This is a genomic window from Cryobacterium sandaracinum, assembly GCF_004403415.1.
GTDB lineage: Bacteria > Actinomycetota > Actinomycetes > Actinomycetales > Microbacteriaceae > Cryobacterium > Cryobacterium sandaracinum.
This window is the reverse complement of record NZ_SOGO01000023.1, coordinates 1-21,356: the sequence shown is the minus strand read 5'-3', so window position 1 is coordinate 21,356 and position 21,356 is coordinate 1. Positions and strand designations below refer to the sequence as shown.

Sequence of the window (21,356 nt, the reverse complement as noted above, 5' to 3'; positions counted from 1 at the left end):
CACACCCCACTCACTCCGACTCCCACATCGGCACGCGCAGGCCGCGCTCCCGGGCCACCTCCTCGGCCCGCTGATACCCGGCGTCGACGTGCCGCATCACGCCGGTGCCGGGGTCGTTGGTGAGCACCCGGGCGATCTTCTCGGCGGCCAGGGGGGTGCCGTCGGCCACGATCACCTGGCCGGCGTGGATGCTGCGGCCGATCCCGACGCCGCCGCCGTGGTGGATCGACACCCAGGTGGCGCCCGACGCCGTGTTCAGCAGCGCGTTCAGCAGCGGCCAGTCGGCGATCGCATCCGACCCGTCCAGCATGGCCTCGGTCTCCCGGTAGGGCGAGGCGACCGAGCCGGAGTCGAGGTGGTCGCGGCCGATCACGATCGGCGCGCTCAGCTCGCCCGACGCCACCATCTCGTTGAACTTCAGGCCGGCCCGGTGCCGTTCCTGGTAGCCGAGCCAGCAGATCCGGGCGGGCAGGCCCTCGAAGTGCACGGTGTTCTGCGCCTTCGTGATCCAGCGGCGCAGGTGCTCGTCCTCGGGGAACAGCTCCACGATGGCCCGGTCGGTCGCCGCGATGTCGGCCGGGTCGCCCGAGAGCGCCACCCAGCGGAACGGGCCTTTGCCCTCGGCGAACAGCGGGCGGATGTATGCGGGCACGAACCCGGGAAAATCGAACGCCCGCGCGCAGCCGCCGAGCTCCGCCTCCGCCCGGATCGAGTTGCCGTAGTCGAAGACCTCGGCACCGGCATCCTGGAAGCCCACCATCGCGGTGACCTGTTTGGCCATGGATGCCCGGGCGCGCTCGGTGAACTCCTCGGGCTTCGCGGCCGCGTAGTCGTGCCACTCCTCCGCAGTGACACCCTCCGGCAGGTAGGCCAGCGGGTCGTGCGCGCTGGTCTGGTCGGTGACGATGTCGATCGGCACCCGCCGCTCCAGCAGCTCGGCGAACACGGTCGCCGCGTTGCCGACCACGCCCACGGAGAGGGCGCGCTTCTCGTTCTTCGCCGCGAGTACCCGGGCGATGGCGTCGTCGAGGGTGGGTGCCAGTTCGTCGAGATAGCCATGCTCGACCCGGCGCAGTAGCCGGGACTCGTCGACGTCGACGATCAGCACGGCGCCGCCGTTCATGGTCACGGCCAGTGGTTGCGCGCCGCCCATGCCGCCGGCCCCACCGGTGAGGGTGAGCGTGCCGGCCAGGGTGCCGCCACTGTGTTTGTGAGGCCCGCCCTCACGGGCGGCGATCTTTGCGGCCACGGCGGCGAAGGTCTCATACGTGCCCTGCAGGATGCCCTGGGTGCCGATGTAGATCCACGAACCCGCCGTCATCTGGCCGTACATCGTCAGGCCGAGGGCCTCGAGGCGGCGGAACTCCGGCCAGGTCGCCCAATCGCCGACCAGGTTGGAGTTGGCGATCAGCACCCGCGGCGCCCACTCATGCGTGCGGAACACGCCGACCGGCTTGCCGGACTGCACCAGCAGCGTCTCGTCCTTTTCCAGCGTGGTGAGCGTGCGAACGATGGCGTCATAGGCCTCCCAGTTGCGGGCGGCCTTGCCCGTGCCGCCGTAGACCACCAGGTTCTCCGGGTGCTCGGCCACCTCGGGGTCGAGATTGTTCATCAGCATCCGCAGCGGGCCCTCGGTCTGCCAGCTCTTCGCGGTCAACTTGGTGCCGCGGGCGGCGCGCACGGGGCGGGATTCGGACATCACTGTCTCCTAAGGGGTTCGGGGGTTCGGGCGATTCGGGGTCGATCAGTCCGTAGGGAGGTTGGGGACGGCACGGCTGAGACCGGCGGACACATGCCCGGCAGCCTGAACCAGCAGCGGGCCGTAGCGACGGATGTCCGCGGTCTCCACCCGGTAGCTCGGGATGACCAGGCTCAGGGCGGCGATTGTTCTGGCCTCCGAACGGATCGGCGCGGCCAGGGCCGTGACATCCGTTTCGACGCCGCGTTCGACGACCACGTAGCCGGTCTCCGGGGTATGCCCGGTGAGCACCTGCCCGGCCGCGGAGCGTTCGAGCGGCACGGTGCGGCCGACCCAGCTCGTGTGCCGCACCGAGTGGGTGCCCTCGACGATGGCGATGTAGAGCCCGGTGGCGTTGTGGCCCTCGACGCTGAGGTAGACGGACTCGCCGGTCTCGGCGACGAGCCGCTCCATGGCCGGGCGGGAGAGGGTGACCAGCGACTCGCTGCTGAGCGACTGCGCGCCGAGCTGGATGATGCGGCTGCCCGGCAGGTAGGCGCCGTCGTCGGTCTTGTGCACGAAGCCGCGGGTCTCGAGCGTGCGCAGCAGGCGCAGGGCGGTGCTCGGTGCGAGGGCGACGGCGCGTGAGCTCTCCGAGAGCGTGAGCCCGTCGGCGTCGCAGATCACGGCGAGCAGGTCGAGGGCTCGTTCCACGGTTCGGGTGGACGACTCGGCCATGGGTGCTCTCCCGGTTCTCGTGCGGATGCTGATGTCATCCAGTAAAACTCAAGTGTCACTCTATGGCAAGGGGCGGATGGGGGACCCGTTCCCATTCACCGGGTCCAAGGCATGACCGCGAACACCGCTCACGTCCTCGCCGACTCCTCCACCTCTCGCGAACTTGTCTACGCCGCGGCGGGGAGTCGACGAGGGATGCTGCTCAGCCGGTCGGGTCAGTGACCTCCGCCGAGGTTGCCGGCGAGGCGGGCGTGGATATTGGTGCTGGCATCGTTCATACCCACGATCACGGCGCGTTTGCCGAGACGTTCATATTTGTTCGTGATGGAGTCGAGGGCTGCGACGGTGGAGGCGTCCCAGATGTGGGAGGCGGCCATGTCGATGACGATGCGGTCCGGGTCTTCTGCGTACTCGAACTGGGTGGTGAGGTCGTTGCTTGACGCGAAAAAGAGCGCGCCGGTCACGGTGTAGTACGCAGTCGGGACAGACTCATCATTGGACAAGCTGCGTTCAACGTCTACGAGGTGCGCCACCCGGCGGGCGAAGGCGACCATTGCCACGAGAACCCCGACGACTACGCCGATGGCGAGGTTGTGGGTAATTACGACCACGGCGACTGTGGCGACCATGACCGTAGTTTCGCTTTTTGGCATCCTCTGAAGTGTGGACAGACGGATGCTGTGCCAGTCGAAGGTCAGCACCGAGACGATGATCATCACGGCCACCAGGGCGGCCATGGGGATGATGGCGACGACATCGCCGAGAGCGACGACCAGGATCAGCAGGAATACGCCGGCAAGGAACGTGGAGATGCGGGTTCGGGCGCCGGAGGCCTTCACATTGATCATGGTCTGGCCGATCATGGCGCACCCGCCCATGCCGCCGAAGAAGCCGGAGAGCATGTTGGAGACGCCTTGACCCCAGGTTTCGCGGGTCTTGTGGGAGTGGGTGTCGGTGACCTCGTCGACGAGTTTGGCCGTCATTAGGGACTCGAGGATGCCGACCATGGCCATGGCCAGCGCGTAGGGGGCGATGATCGTGAGCGTCTCTGCGTTGAGGGGAACGTTTGGGATGAAGAGTTCGGGGAGGCTCTTGGGCAGTTCGCCCTGGTCGCCGACGGTGGGCACGTTGATTGCGATGGTGACGGTTGCGATGGTCAGCACCACGATGGCGACCAACGGGGCGGGGATAATCTTGGTGAACCGGGGCATGATGACCATGATGATGATTCCGATCGCCACCAGCGGGTACACCATGAACGGCACCCCGAGCAAATGCGGCAACTGTGCGATGAAGATGAGGATGGCCAAGGCGTTCACGAATCCGACCATGACGCTGCGCGGGATGAAACGCATGAGCTTGGCCACACCCAGCACGCCCAGGATCACCTGCAGGAGCCCGGCCAGGATGACCGTGGCGATGAAATAATCCATGCCGTACTCGCGTGCTACCGGGGCGATCACTAGGGCGATGGCTCCCGTTGCGGCGGTGATCATCGCGGGGCGGCCGCCGAGGAACGCAATGGATACGGCCATCACGAAGGACGAAAACAGTCCAACCCGTGGGTCGACGCCAGCGATGATGGAGAACGAGATCGCTTCCGGGATCAGCGCCATCGCGACGACGAGGCCGGCGAGAACTTCTCGGGTGAGGAGCCGCGGAGTTCGAAGTGCTGTCATCACCGATGGTTCGGCTTTGTAACGGTCGGGCGTGGGGGATTTTTGAGCGAGTGCCATGGGGCCTCCAGGGACGGGGCTCGCGGTGGCGGGCCAGAATAGGGCGAAGGGGAAGGGGAAGGGGAAGGGGAAGGGGTGCGCCCGGTGCGCACAATCATCCGCCGATACGGCGAGGATGGATGGTGGGCTGTCACACATTGTCAGCCGACGATCACAACTCTACCCTAACGTTAGGGTTATGTTCGAGTCCACGCATGAGAGGTCCCGCCATGTCATCGACTGAGCCAACGGCAACTATGCATATCGGCGAACTGGCCGAACGCACCGGACTGTCACTGCGAACCATCCGCCACTACGACGAAATCGGTTTGCTCAGGGCCTCAGGCCGGACCGATGGCGGCTTCCGCCTCTACACGGACGAAGATCTGGCCCGGTTGATCCTGATCCGGCGCATGAAGCCGCTGGGCTTCTCGCTTGAAGAAATGATGTCGCTCCTCAAGACCATCGACACACTGGACGGCGCCATCGAGGGTGCCGACATTGCCGCCGTGAGGTCAGACCTGGAGTCCTTCATCGCACAGGCCGAGGAGCGGCGCCAGGGTCTGCGGGATCAGCTCGCAATGGCCGACGAATTCCTTGCTCTTCTGCGCCAGCAGTGAGCGAGTGCCCTGCGGTGGACTCAGGTGGCTGAAGGTTTAGAACAGCTCACTTCTGCGAATTCACGGGACTCTGAGTAGTGTGACCCGCTGTCGCCCTGACGACCGCCGCTCGAACGCAAACGGCATCGCTGACGGTGACGACAGCTTTTTCGAAGAATGTCCTTGCCGTCGAATCCGCTGCAACATGTGAAGCCCGCGGACTCGGCAAGGCCGTGCTGTCCGTGAGCCTAAGCGTCTCTGACGACGAGCGCCTCAATGAAGTGCCGGGCCAGCGAGCCCCGCCGATCGAGATCGATGCCCCTCTGGCGCTGGAGCCGGGAACCCCGAAGGCAAAGCAGTTTCGGGCTCCCGCTTCTCTCAGACGTTGGCGACTGCTGGTCCAGCCACTTCGACTTCACAATTTGTCATTGTCGATGTCGACGAGTTCGACGCCATCCGGGCCAGCGAGATAGCGACCCCACGCGGAGGCAATGCGTCAGCGAATATCGACGTAGTCCTCACACTCGACTCCTCGGGATCGATGTCGTGGAATGACCCTGGTGGGGCCTGCAAGACGGCCTCGAAGTCCTTCGTCGATTCTCTGCGAACCGGGGATCAGGCTGCTGTTGTGGACTTCGACCATTCAGCATCGGTGTATCAATCGATGACCACAGACTTCGAACTCGAGCCGCGGCAAGCGATACCATCGTTTACACGGTCGGCCTCGGGTACGGGACCAACACCGCCCTTCTGAGCTCGATCGCGGCCTCGACCGGCGGAACATAAGAACAGGCGCTGAGGGAAGCCAGAACCACTACAGCCACCCACATCGACAACCAGTTTCTGTGCGCCATGCATTCAGGATGGCCTAATTCACCAAAGACCTTCCAACGAACACGGCCCGAGACATCGAACGTCCCGTTCACGCTCAGGTAACGAGACACTTCAGTAATTTCTGCTGTCCAGCCCACGGCCACGTGATTGACGATTCGGGCACCGCATGACTCCACGCGGCATCAGATCCAGCGCCGCTTCCAGCGGGTCGGTTTCAGCCGAGTGCGGCAGAGCCAAGTGCCGGGTAATCGGGCGGGAGATAGGCCCCGACCGTGAGTGTGTACATTGCCGGCATGTCCCACGCGCCGGGGACCTCAATCTCCTGGGTCGATGCTCCTGGATCAATCGAGGCAATCTCGTAACCGTCCTCGGAGGAGCCCCAGTGGCCCTCTGCATCCTGAACCAGTGCGTCCTGCTTCAGGTACAGACGAAGGTCCGTCTCGTCTCCGGTCCGGAAGTTCTCGAGCACGATCCAAACCGAACCGCCCTCCCGGCGCTGGATATCGACGGTGCCGGTGGTTTCTGCTGCCTGCGAGACGAACTCCCCGCTGAGAGGCAGTTGCTGCTCGAACTCGCTCAGCTCAGGCGTTTCGGCGGGGGCGGATGTAATCGGCGAGCTTGAGGTGGGCGTTGGTGGCGACGAAACAGGATTGGACGCAAACGCGCATCCGCCCAACAAAGCGACCGGAATCCCGATCGCGCCAATCCATCGAAATGCCCGTATCCGCCCCATGCCGTCCACCCTAGATGCGCGCACCGCATCAAACAGCGATTCGACGCAAGCGAGGCAGCATCACTTGTTGGCAGAGGTTATGAATGCCCCGCCTGCAGCCCCGGCGAACAGCAAACATCAACGCCGCACGTCCTGGACGGCAAATCCTCGGCAGTTCGGCTCTCCGCCAGCAAGGGCTGGCACCCACTGGGAGAGCCAGTCACACACGCAGTCCTAAATCGTGCGACGCAGACTTACGTGCTCAACCTAGATTCCGGTGTCCATTACCCGGACGAGCAATGGCAGTGGTTTGGCACCGCCGACGGAGATTCGCCGTGGGTGCCATTGTCCCTGATCAATATAGACCGGGACGAATCCGGCAAAGCGGCAAGCGAGATCGGCGTCGAGAATAGTTGGAACGCTCGTTCACCTAATATCTCGTACGGAGCTACGACTTTGGGTAACGGGGGCTGAGAGTTCTTCCTCGAACGGATCGAACCGTTTGAGGAATTGACGCAAGCCCTACTCGCCAACATTCGTGCAGACGGGTTCAGAGATTGAATGTGTGGCTCGACCCTACTTCGTGAAAGTTGAGATCACACGCAAAGCCTGAACGACCCTTGTTGCCGCGCATCATCACCGCAATGATGGATTTATGGCAGATAAGCAGAACGATGTCGATGAGATCTGGGATGACTGGAAAGACGCGGTCACGATGACCGCCAGTGAGATCGAATCGTGGCTCGACACGGACGAATCCAAGGAGGTCGGACAAAAAATCGATGGCAGCGGAGAGTCCATCGGGCACAAGTCCGGTCGCAGGATCGTGACAATTCTTGGAACGAAGAAAGCCGATCTGACTGCGTCCGATGTCGAACACATGCATAAGGTGGTCAGCTACGTGAAGCGGCACAAGGCACAGGGACCGGATTCTGATATCGAGCACTCACGATGGCGATACTCGCTGATGAACTGGGGAAATGATCCACTGAAGAAGGTATGACGTAATAGAAAGGTGCGGAGTTCACCAAGCGCGCCGCTGCATGAGCGCCTGTTTCATCATGGGGCGGGTTCGGGAGGTGCGACGATTTCGGTGAATCCGGCTCGGTGGAACATGAAAACGGGGTTCCGACAAGTCTCACAAGCAGCGTTTTGGCGCACCTGTATATAGGCGTGTTAGCGCCGACGCAGCGTGGTTCGTCCTGTGCGTCGTGGCGTTTGGGACTGCCCCGCCGACGCAACGATCGCTGAAAAGGGTCTCGCACGAGCGACCACCGCACCGATCCCCCGGAAGCTGGTCAGCGTCCCCGCCTGGATCTCCTCCTCCCCGCGGCGCACTACGCTGCACCTGCCCGAGCACTGGCACTGTGAGAAACCCTGGACGGCCCTGTTCGACCAGAACTTCCGCCCACGACAACCCGCCTAATCGGACCAACCAACCAGCCAGCATCGGCATCAACTGGAGTGCCAGGGATCACCCCGGGCCGCGGGACCCAGACCTCACCCGCACTTGAATCTCCCCAAGCCCGCCAAACCGAAATCAGGACTCGCTCAGAGGCACACCGGTGGATTGAGGCTAGGAGTCAGCGGCCCCCACGCCCGATAGACCTCAGAGCCGCGTTCACGCCGAGGGCTGTCCGGGCGCGGGCGCGGGGTGCAGGTGCTGCGTGTTCACGGGCTTCAAGTTCGACCACGTCTGCCTTCTATCGCATTTGCGCGGCGCAGATCCAACTTGTCACGCTTGCGGAGCTCCTGATCACAACGGCGCACGACGTAGAAAACCAAGCTGACGACCATCAAAACAACAACGATCACGGCGACGANGATCACGGCGACGATCCACAACACATCGGCGGTATCCATTCGTGTTCCGCCCTTGGTAACGCAGGCGTTGGCGGTCTAGATGGCTTTCCTGAAAATGCGCTTCGCATGCTAGCCCCCCCCCCCCGGGTGCACTCCCCGCAGGTGTGTACATACGAGTTGATGCATATGATTATTGCGGAAACGAAAGGAATGAAAACTTGAGCGGCACTGACAAATTCAAGAATGACGGAGAAAAAGTCATCGGTATGGCTAAAGAAGCGGCGGGTGATGCCACGGACAACGACAAACTCCAAGCCGAAGGCAGGGCCGATCAAACAAAAGCCGACCTGAAGCAGGCGGGCGAAGACATCAAAGTCGCCTTTCGAGGTTGATCATCATCGCGCCCGAACGGCAGCGCCAGAACCGAGAGACTCCTCGGAGGATCGCGCGCCGCGCCGTCACGCTTATCGTTCGCCGCTACCGACAAAACTCGGAGATTAGAGGATCAGCATGAATGGCAATGGCAGCACCCAGAATGAACCGATTGAGGCCCAGCACTCTCAATCGGATGACGACAAGGTCGCGGGGATTCTCGCACAGGAGGAGGCAGACCTCGCTGGCCACAGCAAGCCCCAAGTTCTCGACGCGTTGCGTGAAAGATTCGCAAATACTGGTTACACCCTGAGCGAGGCAGCTCTCCAGGACCATGCACGTCGTATTGCCGGACTGGACCCGAATGATTTCTCAAGCAAGTGACCGTGACTAAGTAGCGGCGCGCGGCGGCAAATTTTTTTGGATGCCAATAGGAGCCAGCGAAACCAGGCGGCGATGCAAATGTCTCGTTAACTCAGGACGCGGCCAGTATTTGACTTGAGCGACACTCCGAAGTGCGCTTCGACGCTGCCCGTATTCCCCGGGTGAGCCCACCGTCGTTTCTCTGCCCCGTCGCAGCTATGGCCTGGAGAATCTTGGCCCGGCGTCATCTTGAACTTGAAATGGTACCCACCGGGGTTACGTCCCCGTGAGTGGTGTGGTTTCCCGCTCTTGAGTGTTGCTTCGTCAACGTGAAGAGCCACCGTGGGATGGTCAGTGAGTACCGATCAAAGAACTCACAAAGGACACCACACGATGGCTCTAGACCAGTCTGCCCTGCTCGACCTGCTGGGAGAACTCAAACTCACCGATGTCACCGACCGCATCCGCGTCGCGACCGAAACCTTGTATCAAGAATTGATCGATGCGGAGGCGACCGCGTTCATCGGTGCAGCCCCGTTTGAACGCTCCGGCGACCGCACCACCCGCCGCAACGGCACCCGAGCGCGCACCCTGACGACCACGGCCGGGGGCCTCGATCTGAAGATCCCGAAGCTGCGCGCCGGGTCGTTCTTCCCCGCGCTCCTGGAGCGTCGCCGTCGGGTCGACCAGGCGTTGTTCGCTGTCGTGATGGAGGCCTACGTCCACGGTGTATCGACCCGGAAGATCGACGACCTCGTCAAAGCGCTCGGTGCTGACACCGGGATCTCCAAGTCGGAAGTGTCCCGGATCTGCGCAGGCCTGGACGCCGAGGTCGCCCAGTTCCGCGACCGCACCCTCGCCGCGCAGGACTTCCCCTACGTCTTCCTCGACGCAACCTACTGCAAAGCCCGCGTCGGCCACCGGATCGTGTCCCAAGCCATCGTCGTCGCGGTCGGCGTCGCGGCCGACGGACGCCGTGAAGTCCTGGGTTTCGACGTTGGTGACAGCGAGAACGAGGGCTTCTGGACCAGCTTCCTGCGGTCGTTGAAGACTCGCGGTCTCGACGGGGTCAAGCTGGTCATGTCTGACGCTCACACCGGCCTGAAGAAGGCCATCGGGACCGTGTTCCAGGGCGCCGGCTGGCAGCGCTGCCGGGTGCATTTCATGCGCAACGTCCTCGCCGTGGTGCCGAAGGGATCGCAGGAGATGGTCGCCTCGATCATCCGCACCATCTTCGCCCAACCCGACCGCGAACATATCGAGAAACAGTTCCGCGAGGTGACCACGATGCTCTCCCGCTCGCACCCGAAGGTCGCCGCGATGCTCGTCGACGCGCAACCCGACCTCCTCGCCTTCGCCGGCTTCCCGAGGCGGCACTGGCGCCAGATCTGGTCCACGAACCCGCTCGAACAGGTCAACAAAGAGATCAAACGCCGCACCGACGTCGTCGGCGTGTTCCCCAACGCGGCAGCCCTCCTGCGCCTGGCCGGGTCGGTGTTGATCGAGCAGCACGACGAGTGGGAAGCCGGCGAAAGACGCTACTTCTCCGAAGCATCAATGCTCAAGCTGGCCACCATGAACAACCCCATCGAGGTCATCGACGAGGCGGTGATACTCCCCGAACTCGCCGCCGCCTAAGCTAGAACTACTGACCTGCACGGTGTTGAGAAATTCCACCACTCAGCGGGACGTGACCCCCACCGGGCCTGCCTCTCGCTCGCGCCACTGCGAGCCCGGTAACGGTGTGCTCCGAAATGGGTGGTCGCTCCGATTCGGCCAGGCCGCGAAGATCCCGAATACGATCTTTCCGGGGTGACGTCCGTCTGATCTGACCGGTGTGTACCCGGCGCCTACGACTCGGTCAAGGGCAGTGACGGGGACGAAATTATCGCACTTACATGCGACGTTGTCCTCGTCACTGGCGTGCTGATGAGCCATCCGGGGACCGGGACTCATCCGAGCAGAGTGGTATCCGTTTCTCGGGCCAGGCACTCGGTCTGAGCGTGAAACTCGGCGTGGTGTTCCGCTGTCCTAATAATGATGGACCAAGGCGACCCGTCCAGTCCCGACAACATCGTCGCATTTTGCCAGACGTACAGCCACAGGCCGAGCATGGCCTCGTCGACCGCGGCCGGGGTCTTTAGATGGTGGTTGCAGATCGCAAACGTCGTGACACTCAAGTGATCGTAGATCAGGCCGAACGCGGCCTGATTACCGGAAGCCATGCTGAGCATCAGCGTCTGTTGATCGGATGCCTCAGACTTCGGCGTCACTGCACTGGTCCGCTTCGATAGCTGGCGTCCGTTGACATTGTGCTGCACATAGGTTCTCCACTGCTGAAATGCCGAGGCTCGTGACATGTGGTGAAACTTGATTATGACCAAGTGATCTACGTGCGATACAGGTTGAGGTCATCGCGACACTAGCACTCGCTGCCGGTCTGGGGCTGTCTCCTGACCGGTTGAGTCGTGATTCGAGAAGATATCAGTGCCGGACACCGACGCCTCACCGGAATTTACAACGCCGGTGGAAGCGAAATGGACTTTCCACATTTCTGCTGACTACCGCGGAAGTCGCAGGCCATATTGGCCAACTCCTCTCGGCCGACGACGACTGGCCGATCAGTGGCCTCACCCAAGATGAAGTGGTCCTCCTCCTCGGCGAAATCAGCGGTTGGGGAGCCTACGACGCACGGCTATTGGTCATGCCACCGGACGCCTCGGTTCCGAACACCGTAAGGGGTTCGGCTACCGTATCTCTGCCAGCGCGGGGCTGCGAAGGGGGTTCAACCGACTTAAGGTCCAGATGACGGCGGCGAAAATGACGGTGGCAACAGCGATAGCAAGGGCATAGAGCGCGACGATGCCGTATCCCTGTGCCGGGTTCAAGAAGGGGTAAGGCACCCATCCGTCGGTTGCCCCGCGGAGGAGCACGACCATGATCCACACGATGGGGTAGATGAGGGCAATCCATAGTTCGTTCCATCGGAGTGGGCTGCGGTCGTTGAAGATCAGCCAATCGAGGGCTGCGTAGAGGGGCAGGACGACGTGCAGCACGGTGTTGGCCCAGGCCAGAGAGACGCCTCCTTCGAGCCCGGCGAGCAGCAAGTTGTAAACGAATCCGGTGATAACTATGTAGGTTGTGGCACACCCGCGCGCTAATACCAAACGTAGGGATTGGTGTCTCCCGGAGAAGGAAACGAAGGCGGAGACTGCCAGCACAATGACCACAATGATGTTGCTCTGCATCGTGAAAAACCCAAAAAAGTTGAAGGGGTTGATCGTGGCGTGGGTGGCTGTGTCGAAGAATGTCGACACGATCGCCGCTATGCCGAGGAGCACGATGGTCAGGCGAAGTGAAGGAGCAAGGAGTTTCATATTTCGTCTCTGATCGGTGGCGCGGGTGCTGTGCACCTCTGTGTCAAGAATCCTAAGGGCTGCGACTTACACGGCAGATGCCAGTGCTGGGGAACTGATGCCCCTGAATTTGATTTCACGGCCCGGGGTGCATGCGCGAAGGATCGATGGGGCCATTAGCTCCCAGGCCTTTCGGTCGCTGGCGCACGAGCCACGACCGCGGTTCTCTGCGGGACCTGGACGGGTCGGCCAGGCATTCGCCCGGCTCGCGCGGCGTGACTATGTCAGTCGCGAAGCAGCGCATCGCAGCGAACGCATCCGAGAGCGCGCTGCTCCTTTTCCTGCCCAAGGGCGCAGTGGTGTTGACCATGACGCGGACAGCGTTTGAGAACTCCGCCCGTGCAGTTGAGTTCGGGCAGCACTGCTACGGGGCCCGACTTCTATAGCTTCGAAAACACCCTCGTCGACAAATGATCGGGCACCTGACCCGGAATCTCAGGGATGCAACAACCTAAGTATCGAGACTGTCGCTGCGGTGCGTCCCGCTAGAGTTCCACGCCGTTAGGCGGCATCAACGCGGGCACGATCCTGGCGGTTGTGCCCTTGCGGCGGTAGAGGTGTCCTTGCTCAGGGTCGCCGTCCATGACGCTGGCGTCGGCTTGAATGATGGCGTGCCAGAGGGCCTTGAACCGGGCGACTTCTCCCGGGTGGAGCCACCAATGGGCGCACCACGGTATGGGTTTAGTTCCGACGACCTCGACAGTGGCGAGGTCGCTGGTGAGCCAGTCGAGGAACATTTGGCGGACGTCGACCATGGCCTCGTCAATGCTCGGTCGAGTCGCAGTCGTCGTGCTCCGCCATGTGCTGCCAAGTTGATCATGGAGTGGTTTGGGTCGGCGTTTATCTGCACGGCACGCGCGGCCGCGTCGGGCGTAAACGACCCCAGTTTGGCGCGCTCACGAGGCACTCAGCCGAACTGCACGCCGCGCTGCACCAGGAACGGCTGCGGGTCGACGGCGGTGCCGTCCGTTCGCACCTCGAAGTGCAGGTGGCAGCCGGTGGAGGCCCCGGTGCTGCCGACGCTCGCGATGACCTGCCCGGCGATGACCGTCTCGCCGACGCTCACGAGGGTCTGGCCTTCGGCAAGATGGGCGTAGCCGGTGGCGATACCGTTGCTGTGGTTGATCAGGATCCAGTTGCCGTAGGTGCCCAGAGGTGCTGCCGTGGCCACGACCCCCGCGCTCGCCGCATAGACGGCCGCCCCGCACGCCGCGCCGATGTCGGTGCCGCCGTGGAAGTCGTTCACCTCTGGCAGCGGTTTATCGTGCCGGGGACCGAAGGCATCCGTCAGGGAGCCGACCGCCGGCGCGGCCCAGCCCGCACTGCTCGGCTGGCCTCGGAGCCGGCCGCCGAAGTCGTCGGTGCCGGCCGCGGGAACCAGGTTGGGCAGCGGTGTCAGAACCAGGGCGACCGGCGTGCTCGCCGCGAGATCGGCGACCTTAGCGGAGGCCGCATCGAGCTCCTGCTGGGCGCCCTCCATGGCGAGGCGGGTGTCGGCGAGCGGGATGGCCTCGATCGCTGCCCGAAGTGCGGCGTCCTGGTCCTGCAGCGCATTCTCACGTTTCGTGTCGGCGTCGACCTGGGCCTGCACCTCGTCGAGGCTGTTCGTGAGCCGGTCCAGGCTTTCGAGCGTGGCGAGCCGGGTGAGCAAATCATTACCGTCGCTGCTGCCCGCGAGCAGCACGTCCACGGCCTCGGGCCCCGATCGCTGCAGGGTGGCGCGAACGAGCGTCGCCAGCGCCCGCCGGGATGCCTCGGCCCTGGCGGCGGCGTCGGCGCCGTGGTCGCGCACCAGATCGGCCTGAACGACAGTGGCGTCATAGTCGGCCTTGGCCCCGGCGTAGGCCAGTTTCGCTGCGTCGTAGGCGGCCTGAGTGGCGGCGGCGGCCGTTCGGGCGTCTGCTGCTGCTGCCCGGGCGGCGGATGCCTGGGCCTCGGCCGTGCGGGCGGCCGCGGCCGCTTGCTGGGCTGAGAAGGCGGCGGCCTGCGCTTCTACTGCTGCTGCAGCTCGATCGGCTGAGGCTGATCCGGCATCCGCGGTCAGCTCTGCCGGTGCCGGTGCCGGTGCCGGTACCTGTGCAGTCGGCTCGGCGGCCGGTTCAGGCTCCGTGGGTGCGGACGGCTCTTCGCCCGACGCTGGGGGAGTGGTGGGTGTTGGTGTCGGGGTCGGCTCACCCGTCGGCTCCGTGGTGGGGGCTGGAGCCGGTGCCGGTTCGAGCGTGGGGGTAGGGGTGATTGTTGGATCGGGCTCGGGCTCGGGCTCGGGCTCGGGGACGGGTGTCGGGGTGAGCGTCGGCACCGAGGAAGAAGTCGGCGCATTGATGGGGCAGGGCGCGGCGGCCGAGTCGACCGGATCCGCGGCCGGCGGGGCATTCGTCGGGAGGAGCGTGGGACATGTCTCAGGGACAGCGGGCACCGCGGCAGCCGGATCCTCCGTTGCAGCAATAGGGGCGTCGTCGGCGAGGGACCGTGTGGGTGTCCCGAAAATCGTGAGGGCGACGATGACGGTGGCGGCGAGCGGCGTCGCGAGGTACCGCGGCGGGACCGGGGGCAGGGAAAGGCGGAGACGAGATCGGGGGGAGAGGTTCATGAGTCTCCGCAGTTCACTGTTTCAGGGCATCGATTCAGGGTATCGACGGGCAATCCCGGGGCGGTTGCAACGGGTTAGCGGGTCACATCATGACATGGGCCTGAGGGGCCGACAAGCGATTGACGCAGCCCGGATGCCGTGCTGCCCTGCGACGCCTGCGGGGCCTCAGGCCAGCGGCCCGACCACGCCCGCCGCGGCATCCCGCACCGCGCCCGACGCCACGAGGCCCACGATCGCCTCGATCTCGGGGGAGAGAAACCGGTCGTGGCCGGGGCCGTCGGCCACCGTGCGTACGAGGGCCCGCACCGCGCCGGTGGCCGCGCCGGGAGTGAGCGGCGCGCGCAGGTCGAGCGACCGCGACGCCGTCATCACCTCGATCGCGAGCACCCGGCCGAGGCCGTCGATCGAGTGCCGCAGCTTGCGGGCGGCCGCCCAGCCCATCGACACATGGTCCTCCTGCATGGCCGACGACGGGATCGAGTCGACGGATGCCGGCACCGCCAGCCGCTTCAAAACCGACACGATCCCGGCGGCGGTGTACTGGGCGATCATCAGCCCCGAGTCGACGCCGACCTCGTGCGCCAGGAACGGCGGCAGTCCCTTGTTGCGGTTCGCGTCGAGGTGGCGGTCGGTGCGCCGCTCACTCATGCTCGCGACGTCCGCGGCGGCGATCGCGAGGAAGTCGAGCACGTAGCCCACCGGGGCGCCGTGGAAGTTGCCGTTGGACTGCACCCGGCCGTCAAGGGTGACCACGGGATTGTCAACCGCGCTGGCCAACTCGCGGCCGGCGATCAGGGCGGCGTGGTCCATCGTGTCCCGGGCGGCGCCGTGCACCTGCGGGGCGCAGCGGATGGAGTAGGCGTCCTGCACGGTGGGGTCGTCGGGACCGGAGTGGCTGGCGAGCAGCGGGGAACCGGCCAGCAGCGCGCGCAGATTGGCCGCGCTCGTGGCCTGGCCGAGCTGGGGGCGGAGGGCCTGCAGGTCGGCGGCGAAGGCGGCATCCGTGCCGAGGAGGGCCTCGACACTCATGGCCGCAGCGATGTCGGCGGTCGTGAGCAGGCGGGACAGGTCGGCGAGGGCGAGCACGAGCATCCCGAGCATGCCGTCGGTGCCGTTGATCAGGGCGAGCCCCTCCTTTTCGGCCAGCACGACCGGGGTGATGCCGGCCGCGGCCAGGGCCAGACCGCCGTCCATCAGGGTGCCGGACGCATCCCGCACCAGCCCCTCGCCCATCACCGCGAGCGCGCAGTGCGCGAGCGGTGCGAGGTCGCCCGAGCAGCCGAGCGAGCCGTATTCGTGTACGACGGGGGTGATCCCGGCGTTGAGCAGGGCCGCGTAGGTCTCGGCGACCACGGGCCGCACGCCGGTGCGCCCGGTCATCAGAGTCGACAGGCGTAGCAGCATCAGCGCGCGCACGACCTCGCGCTCGACTTCGGGACCGCTGCCCGCGGCGTGCGAGCGCACCAGGCTCGCCTGCAGCTGGGCGCGGCGGTCGCTCTCGATGAACGTCGTCGCAAGAGCCCCGAATCCGGTAGAAATCCCGTAGTGCGGGTGCACGTCCTGCGCGAGTCCCTCGATGATGCGGCGGGTCGAGGCGACGCCCTCACGCGCCGCCGCGGGCAGCAGGACGGGCGCATCGTGGCGGGCCACCGCGGTGACGTCGGCGAACGAGATCGGGCCGGTACCCACGGTGACGGATGCGCTAGCGAGGTTCATACTCCGATTCGACACCAGCCGGACCGCCTGCACGACGGGATTAGAGTGGATGCTGTCCGGGATACCGGACATTCAGCGGTGCCGTTCACGCACACCGTTCACGGGAGGCAGGCGCATGACCCCGTCGAAGGTTCCGGCGGCGCAAAGCACGCTGCGCATCCTCTCCCATCTGGCCACGCAGCGTGGCCCGGTGCCGGCGTCCCAGATCGCCACGGCCCTCGGCCTGCCCCGCTCGAGCGTTTACGACCTGCTCGCGGTGCTCGCCGATCAGGGCTTCGTGGTGCACCTGCCCGAGGAACAGCGATACGGCCTCGGCCTGGCCGCCTTCGAGCTGAGCTCGGGCTTCTCCCGGCAGCAGCCCCTCTCACACCTTGGCCGTCCGCTCGTCGCTGCGCTGGTCGACCGGCTCGGTGAGAGCGCCCACCTCGTCGTGCTGCACGGGCGCGACGTGATCTACCTCGTCGAGGAGCGCGCCCCCCGTCGCCCGTCGCTGGTGACGGATGTCGGCGTGCGCCTCCCGAGCCACCTCACCGCGAGCGGGCGTGCGCTCCTCGCCGCGCTGCCGGCAGCCCAGCTGCGGGCGCTGTACCCCAACGCCGCCGCCTTCGCCACGCGCCACGGCCGGGGACCACGCACCACGGCGGAGCTGCGCACCCTGCTTGAACAGGTGCGCCGAGACGGGTATGCCCTGGAGGACGGGGAGATCACGGAGGGGATGGCATCCGTCGCCGTGGCCGTGCGCGACCACGCGGGCTGGCCCGCCGCGGGCATCGCCGTCACCTTCCCACGCGAGCGCATCGCCGAGGTGGACTGGCCGGCGCTCGCCGCGCAGCTCGGCGGCACCGCCGCGCAGCTCTCCCGGCGCATCCGCGGCACGTAGTCCTGCGGCACATGTGTTGCCTGCCCTCGGCTCCCCGCCTCCGCGCTGCCTGCCGTGGCTCGCGGCCTCCACAACGCTCGCGGCGCACCCTGTGGAGGCGGGCGCACGTTAGAACATGTGCCCGCTTCCCTACCCTGCGCCGCGAGGACGCGCCGCATCGCCGGCCCGCCGCCGCCAGACGGCCTCGCGGCTACTCACCGAGCGTCGTGTGCAGGAAGGCAGCCACCTTCTCGCGCATGGTTGCGTCGAGGATGCCGATCGAGTGCAGCGTTCCCGGCACCGTCACGAGCTCGTGGGCGACGCCCGAGCGTTCGAGTGCCGCCGCATACCCGGTGGCCTGCGACAGCGGAATGTACTCGTCGGTCGACGAGCCGAGGAATACGGGCGGATCGCTGCGGTCAAGGGTGCTCGCCGGCGACGCGGCTGTGGCATTGGCGCAGTCGCGCAGGGTTTCGCAGCCGACGTAGTCGCGCACAATGTTCTGCAGCCCCGCGGGGGCCCGGCCCGTGACGAGCGCCTTGTGGCTGAGCTCGAGCGGCGCGGAGAGTTCGGCGACCGCGGCGACCCGGGCCCCCGTGGTCAGCGACTCGGAACCGCGGGTGCCGAGCAGTGCGGCGAGGTTGCCGCCGGCCGAGCCGCCGAACACGCCGATCCGGTCGGGGTCGATGCCGTGGGTCTGCGCATTGACGGGGTCGCGGACCCACTCCACGGCCAGGGCGACGTCGTCGAGCGCGGCGGGGAACACGGCATCCGGTACCATCCGGTAGTTCACCGAGTAGGCGACGAATCCCTCGGAGGCGAGCCAGGCGCAGACTGCGCGCCAGTCGCTGTTGCCCTTGTCGCCTCGAGCCCAACTGCCGCCGTGGATGGAAATGACGGCCGGACGCAGCGCGGCCGCCGCGTCCTCCGATGACAGCACGACAGGCGGCGCCGCCTCGAGGGTCGTTTCCGCAGCGGGGGTGATCGCCGGCGAGCACACGTCGAGAGTGAGCACGGCACCGTCCGCCTGGGTGCCGTACTCAACATTTTCGTCGACCGTGATGCCACCTGGCCGCTCGAATGTTCGGATGCCGACGATCTGGGTCGTGACGAGCTCGCTGCGCTGGTCGCCGGGTTCGTCGGGCGTCACGGAATACAGCTGGGGGCGGAAGCCGCCGAGGAGGGCCGTCGCAGCCACGGCGATGCTCACCGCGCCGGCAATCGTCAGAAAACGGATGCGATGCGAGCCGAATCGGGGATGGCGTGGGCCGGTGTTCACGTGTGCTCCGAGCTGCGGGGTAGTGCAACGAGACTAATTCGTTTCTCGCGCCGCACCGAATCCCGTCCGAAGGCGGGGCGGGGCGTCCTCGCCTGGATTAGCGCGTCGGCGTCGGGTCCGGGGCGGCGTCGGCCTGGTCGCCCTCGTCGGCCTCCGGCAGGATATGCGGCCGAAGGGCGGTGAGAATGCGGGTGACGTCCATCGCGACCGTCGCCGCGACCCCCAGCGACATCACCGGGGCAGAGTTTCGCCGCTCGTCCAGCTCGGTCATCAGGTCCGTCAGAGCGGCACCCGCCTCGGCGAATGCCGCCTGCTCGTCATCATCCGTGTCCCAGTCCCGCAGCACGGCGGCCGCGGCGTGTAAGGTCCGGCCGAGCGCCGGCCGCAACTCGGGGTGCAACTCGAGCTGGACCGGCTGCCCCCAGACCGCCGCGGCCAGCACCTCCGTCAAGTCGCGCACGTGGAAGGTCACGTCCTCAAGGGCCGACAGCTCGTCGTAGTCCGAGCGAAGATCCCGCTGATGCACGCGGGCGCGCGGGTTGCCCTTGCGACTGTCATCGGCGTGACTGACCGCCACGCGCACCGCGCGGCCGACCGCCACGAGTTCCTGACTGCGGAAGGCCCAACCGTCCCGTTCAGGCGGCCAGCTGTCGGCCAGGGCGTCGGCCACCTCCGAGAGCTGGTCGGCCAGGGCGCGGCGAAAGCGGATCAGCTGCTGGCCGACGGCTTCGAAGGCCAACGGCGGAAAGAAGAGGAGGTTCACGGCGAGGCCGATCGCGATTCCCAGCGTCATCTGCACCAGATACCCGATGGAATAACCGTCGGCATTCGGCCCGCCGACGATCAGCACGAACAGCGCCGTCACCGGAATGTACTCCCGGCTGGCGCCGAACCAGCCGGTGGCCGAGATCGCGGCGCCGACGCCGACCGCGAGCGAGATTGTGAGAACGTTCGGCTCGCTCAAAACGATGACCGCCCCCGCGAGCAGGATTCCGACGGTGAGGCCGCCCAGGGTCTGCAGGGCGTTCCGCACCGAACTCATCAGCGTCGGGTACATGCTCACTAGCGCGCCCAGCGGGGCGTAGTAGGGGTAGTCATCCGCCACACCAGGCAGCAACGGCGCGATCGACCAGGCGATGGCGACGGCGATGGCGGCCTTGACCGCCTGCACGATTCTCGGGCTGGTCGCGGCCACTCCCAGCCAGGACACCGTCCTCCGTGCGCGATGCACACTCACCTGCGCCAAAGTGCCGGCGGCTGCCCGATCCCGGGTCATGGCAGGGTTCCCGGGATCGTCTTGGCAAAGCAGACGCTGAAGGCTTCGCCCACGTACTGACCGAATAGGGGAACCTCCCGGTAGCCGACGCTCCGATAGAAGGAGAGCGCGGCATAGCTCTCCGGTCCGGTCTCCAGCACGATTTCTCGGATGCCGCGGGCCGCGGCATCCGTCTCGATCCCCGCCAGCAGGCGGGCGGCCACGCCGCGGCCCCGGGCGTCGGGGTGCACGAACATGCGCTTCAGCTCCGCCGCGCTGGTCGTACCGGCCCCACCAACCAGCGCGGCGATCCCCACGGCGCGGGCCGTCGCATCCCGCACGACGTACACGGCGACACCCGGCTGCTCGAGCTCGTCGACGTCGAGCAGAAAGTTGCTCTCCGGTGGGTACAGCGAGTGGGCGTAATCGCCGCTCAGTCGCAGCAACGCGGCGATCTCCGGCTGCCGCGGGGACTCAATGTTGATGGTCGTCAGCATGTGAACAGAGTAAGCGGTGAAGGTGATCCGTGACATTGCGGCATCGATCAGGTAACGTAGATAGGTCGGCTCTTGACACCGTGTGTTTCTTTGTGTGCGCGGATGGGTTTGTAAGTCAGGATGGGCCGGTTTCCCAGTAATCCGCTGGTGAAAAATCACTGTATGTGAACGGCCCCGGCCATAGACTGCCCGGGTTCTCAGGTTGCGTCGCGTGTGCGGCGTTGTTCTGCCATGTACCCAATACAACCCAGGAACATTTTTCATGCCTAAGAACTTCGATCCCAAGTACTCCGCCAAGGGTGGACCGTCCAAGGGCGGCAGCAAGAGCCCCGGACACCGCAGCCACAACGCCGCCGAGGGTGCACCCAAGAAAGCCCGGTGGAACGCCGGCGAGCGGGCCGACCGTGCCGCCGGCCGCCCCGCAGGCAATGACCGGCCGGCCTACGGTAACGGCCGCCCTGCCGGCAACGACCGCCCGGCCTACGGCCAGCGCTCCGAGCGCCCCGCCTACGGCGACCGCCCGAACCGCAGCGACCGTCCCTCTTCTGGTGGTGCCCCGCGCGGAGACCGTCCCTCGTACAACAGCGACCGTCCCCGCGGCGACCGTCCCGCGTACAACACTGACCGTCCGTCCTACGGCGATCGCGCCCCGCGTACGGATCGTCCGGCGTACAACAACGACCGTCCGCGCACGGACCGTCCGTCCTACGGCAACGACCGTCCGTCCTACGGCGACCGTGCCCCGCGTACGGATCGTCCGGCGTACAACAACGACCGTCCGCGCACGGACCGTCCGTCCTACGGCAACGACCGACCCTCCTACGGCGACCGCGCCCCGCGTACGGATCGTCCGGCGTACAACAACGACCGTCCGCGCACGGACCGTCCGTCCTACGGCAACGACCGACCCTCCTACGGCGACCGTGCCCC

General features: G+C 65.7%; 18 protein-coding genes and 1 pseudogene. 7 read left to right on the top strand and 12 right to left on the bottom strand.

Going from position 1 to position 21,356, the window contains the following annotated elements; translation table 11 throughout:
- Positions 1–10: 10 nt before the first annotated feature.
- The 3 genes from hutU to E3T25_RS07825 all read right to left on the bottom strand — a co-directional run bounded on the left by hutU (position 11) and on the right by E3T25_RS07825 (position 4,152).
- Entirely contained in the window at positions 11–1,699 is a 1,689-nt protein-coding gene (gene hutU, locus E3T25_RS07835) for a urocanate hydratase (RefSeq protein ID WP_134373518.1), read from the bottom strand.
- 45 nt (positions 1,700–1,744) lie between these two features.
- Positions 1,745–2,416: an IclR family transcriptional regulator gene (locus E3T25_RS07830; protein WP_134373516.1), complete on the bottom strand. Its 672-nt coding sequence runs from the start codon at positions 2,414–2,416 to the stop codon at positions 1,745–1,747.
- 215 nt (positions 2,417–2,631) lie between these two features.
- Entirely contained in the window at positions 2,632–4,152 is a 1,521-nt protein-coding gene (locus tag E3T25_RS07825; protein ID WP_134373514.1) for a SulP family inorganic anion transporter, read from the bottom strand.
- Positions 4,153–4,388: 236 nt separating this feature from the next.
- On the opposite strand from E3T25_RS07825, the gene E3T25_RS07820 reads away from it, so the two are divergent.
- Positions 4,389–4,751 (top strand): MerR family transcriptional regulator, encoded by a 363-nt coding sequence (locus E3T25_RS07820; protein WP_233191505.1) that lies wholly within the window; start codon positions 4,389–4,391, stop codon positions 4,749–4,751.
- A 1,027-nt stretch (positions 4,752–5,778) separates the two neighbouring features.
- Here E3T25_RS07820 and E3T25_RS07815 read toward each other — a convergent pair.
- Positions 5,779–6,297, bottom strand: coding sequence for a hypothetical protein (locus E3T25_RS07815; RefSeq protein ID WP_134373510.1), 519 nt, complete (start codon positions 6,295–6,297; stop codon positions 5,779–5,781).
- A 634-nt stretch (positions 6,298–6,931) separates the two neighbouring features.
- Between E3T25_RS07815 and E3T25_RS07810 the strand changes: the two genes are divergently transcribed.
- The 4 genes from E3T25_RS07810 (at position 6,932) to E3T25_RS07790 (ending at position 10,452) form a co-directional block, all read left to right on the top strand.
- Positions 6,932–7,279, top strand: a complete 348-nt coding sequence (locus tag E3T25_RS07810; protein WP_134373508.1) for a DUF3140 domain-containing protein — start codon at positions 6,932–6,934, stop codon at positions 7,277–7,279.
- A 1,018-nt stretch (positions 7,280–8,297) separates the two neighbouring features.
- Complete coding sequence (locus E3T25_RS07800) at positions 8,298–8,471, top strand: CsbD family protein (protein WP_134373504.1); 174 nt, start codon at positions 8,298–8,300, stop codon at positions 8,469–8,471.
- A gap of 118 nt (positions 8,472–8,589) precedes the next feature.
- A complete protein-coding gene (locus tag E3T25_RS07795) occupies positions 8,590–8,835 on the top strand; it encodes a hypothetical protein (RefSeq protein ID WP_134373502.1) in 246 nt (81 codons plus the stop codon).
- Between the two features lie 372 nt (positions 8,836–9,207).
- Complete coding sequence (locus E3T25_RS07790) at positions 9,208–10,452, top strand: IS256 family transposase (RefSeq protein ID WP_134373500.1); 1,245 nt, start codon at positions 9,208–9,210, stop codon at positions 10,450–10,452.
- A 314-nt stretch (positions 10,453–10,766) separates the two neighbouring features.
- Here the strand turns inward: E3T25_RS07790 and E3T25_RS07780 are convergent, their stop codons facing one another.
- The 5 genes from E3T25_RS07780 to hutH form a co-directional block, all read right to left on the bottom strand.
- A complete protein-coding gene (locus tag E3T25_RS07780; protein ID WP_134373498.1) occupies positions 10,767–11,135 on the bottom strand; it encodes a hypothetical protein in 369 nt (122 codons plus the stop codon).
- Between the two features lie 426 nt (positions 11,136–11,561).
- Complete coding sequence (locus E3T25_RS07775; protein ID WP_134373496.1) at positions 11,562–12,191, bottom strand: Pr6Pr family membrane protein; 630 nt, start codon at positions 12,189–12,191, stop codon at positions 11,562–11,564.
- 524 nt (positions 12,192–12,715) lie between these two features.
- Positions 12,716–12,985: a DUF4913 domain-containing protein gene (locus E3T25_RS07770; protein ID WP_134373494.1), complete on the bottom strand. Its 270-nt coding sequence runs from the start codon at positions 12,983–12,985 to the stop codon at positions 12,716–12,718.
- A gap of 152 nt (positions 12,986–13,137) precedes the next feature.
- Positions 13,138–14,820, bottom strand: a complete 1,683-nt coding sequence (locus tag E3T25_RS07765) for a M23 family metallopeptidase (protein ID WP_134373492.1) — start codon at positions 14,818–14,820, stop codon at positions 13,138–13,140.
- Positions 14,821–14,985: 165 nt separating this feature from the next.
- A complete protein-coding gene (gene hutH / locus E3T25_RS07760) occupies positions 14,986–16,536 on the bottom strand; it encodes a histidine ammonia-lyase (RefSeq protein WP_104102589.1) in 1,551 nt (516 codons plus the stop codon).
- Between the two features lie 115 nt (positions 16,537–16,651).
- Here hutH and E3T25_RS07755 point away from each other — a divergent pair, with 115 nt between their 5' ends.
- A complete protein-coding gene (locus E3T25_RS07755; protein ID WP_104102587.1) occupies positions 16,652–17,416 on the top strand; it encodes an IclR family transcriptional regulator in 765 nt (254 codons plus the stop codon).
- 190 nt (positions 17,417–17,606) lie between these two features.
- Here E3T25_RS07755 and E3T25_RS07750 read toward each other — a convergent pair whose 3' ends face one another.
- The 3 genes from E3T25_RS07750 to E3T25_RS07740 all read right to left on the bottom strand — a co-directional run bounded on the left by E3T25_RS07750 (position 17,607) and on the right by E3T25_RS07740 (position 20,426).
- Positions 17,607–18,674 carry an alpha/beta hydrolase gene (locus E3T25_RS07750; RefSeq protein WP_134373490.1) on the bottom strand — a complete coding sequence of 356 codons (1,068 nt, stop codon included), beginning with the start codon at positions 18,672–18,674 and terminating at the stop codon, positions 17,607–17,609.
- Positions 18,675–18,771: 97 nt separating this feature from the next.
- Positions 18,772–19,884 (bottom strand): FUSC family protein, encoded by a 1,113-nt coding sequence (locus E3T25_RS07745; protein ID WP_134373488.1) that lies wholly within the window; start codon positions 19,882–19,884, stop codon positions 18,772–18,774.
- 62 nt (positions 19,885–19,946) lie between these two features.
- Entirely contained in the window at positions 19,947–20,426 is a 480-nt protein-coding gene (locus tag E3T25_RS07740) for a GNAT family N-acetyltransferase (protein ID WP_134373486.1), read from the bottom strand.
- 262 nt (positions 20,427–20,688) lie between these two features.
- Here E3T25_RS07740 and E3T25_RS07735 point away from each other — a divergent pair.
- Positions 20,689–21,356: pseudogene (locus tag E3T25_RS07735) on the top strand (DEAD/DEAH box helicase); the annotation flags it as partial.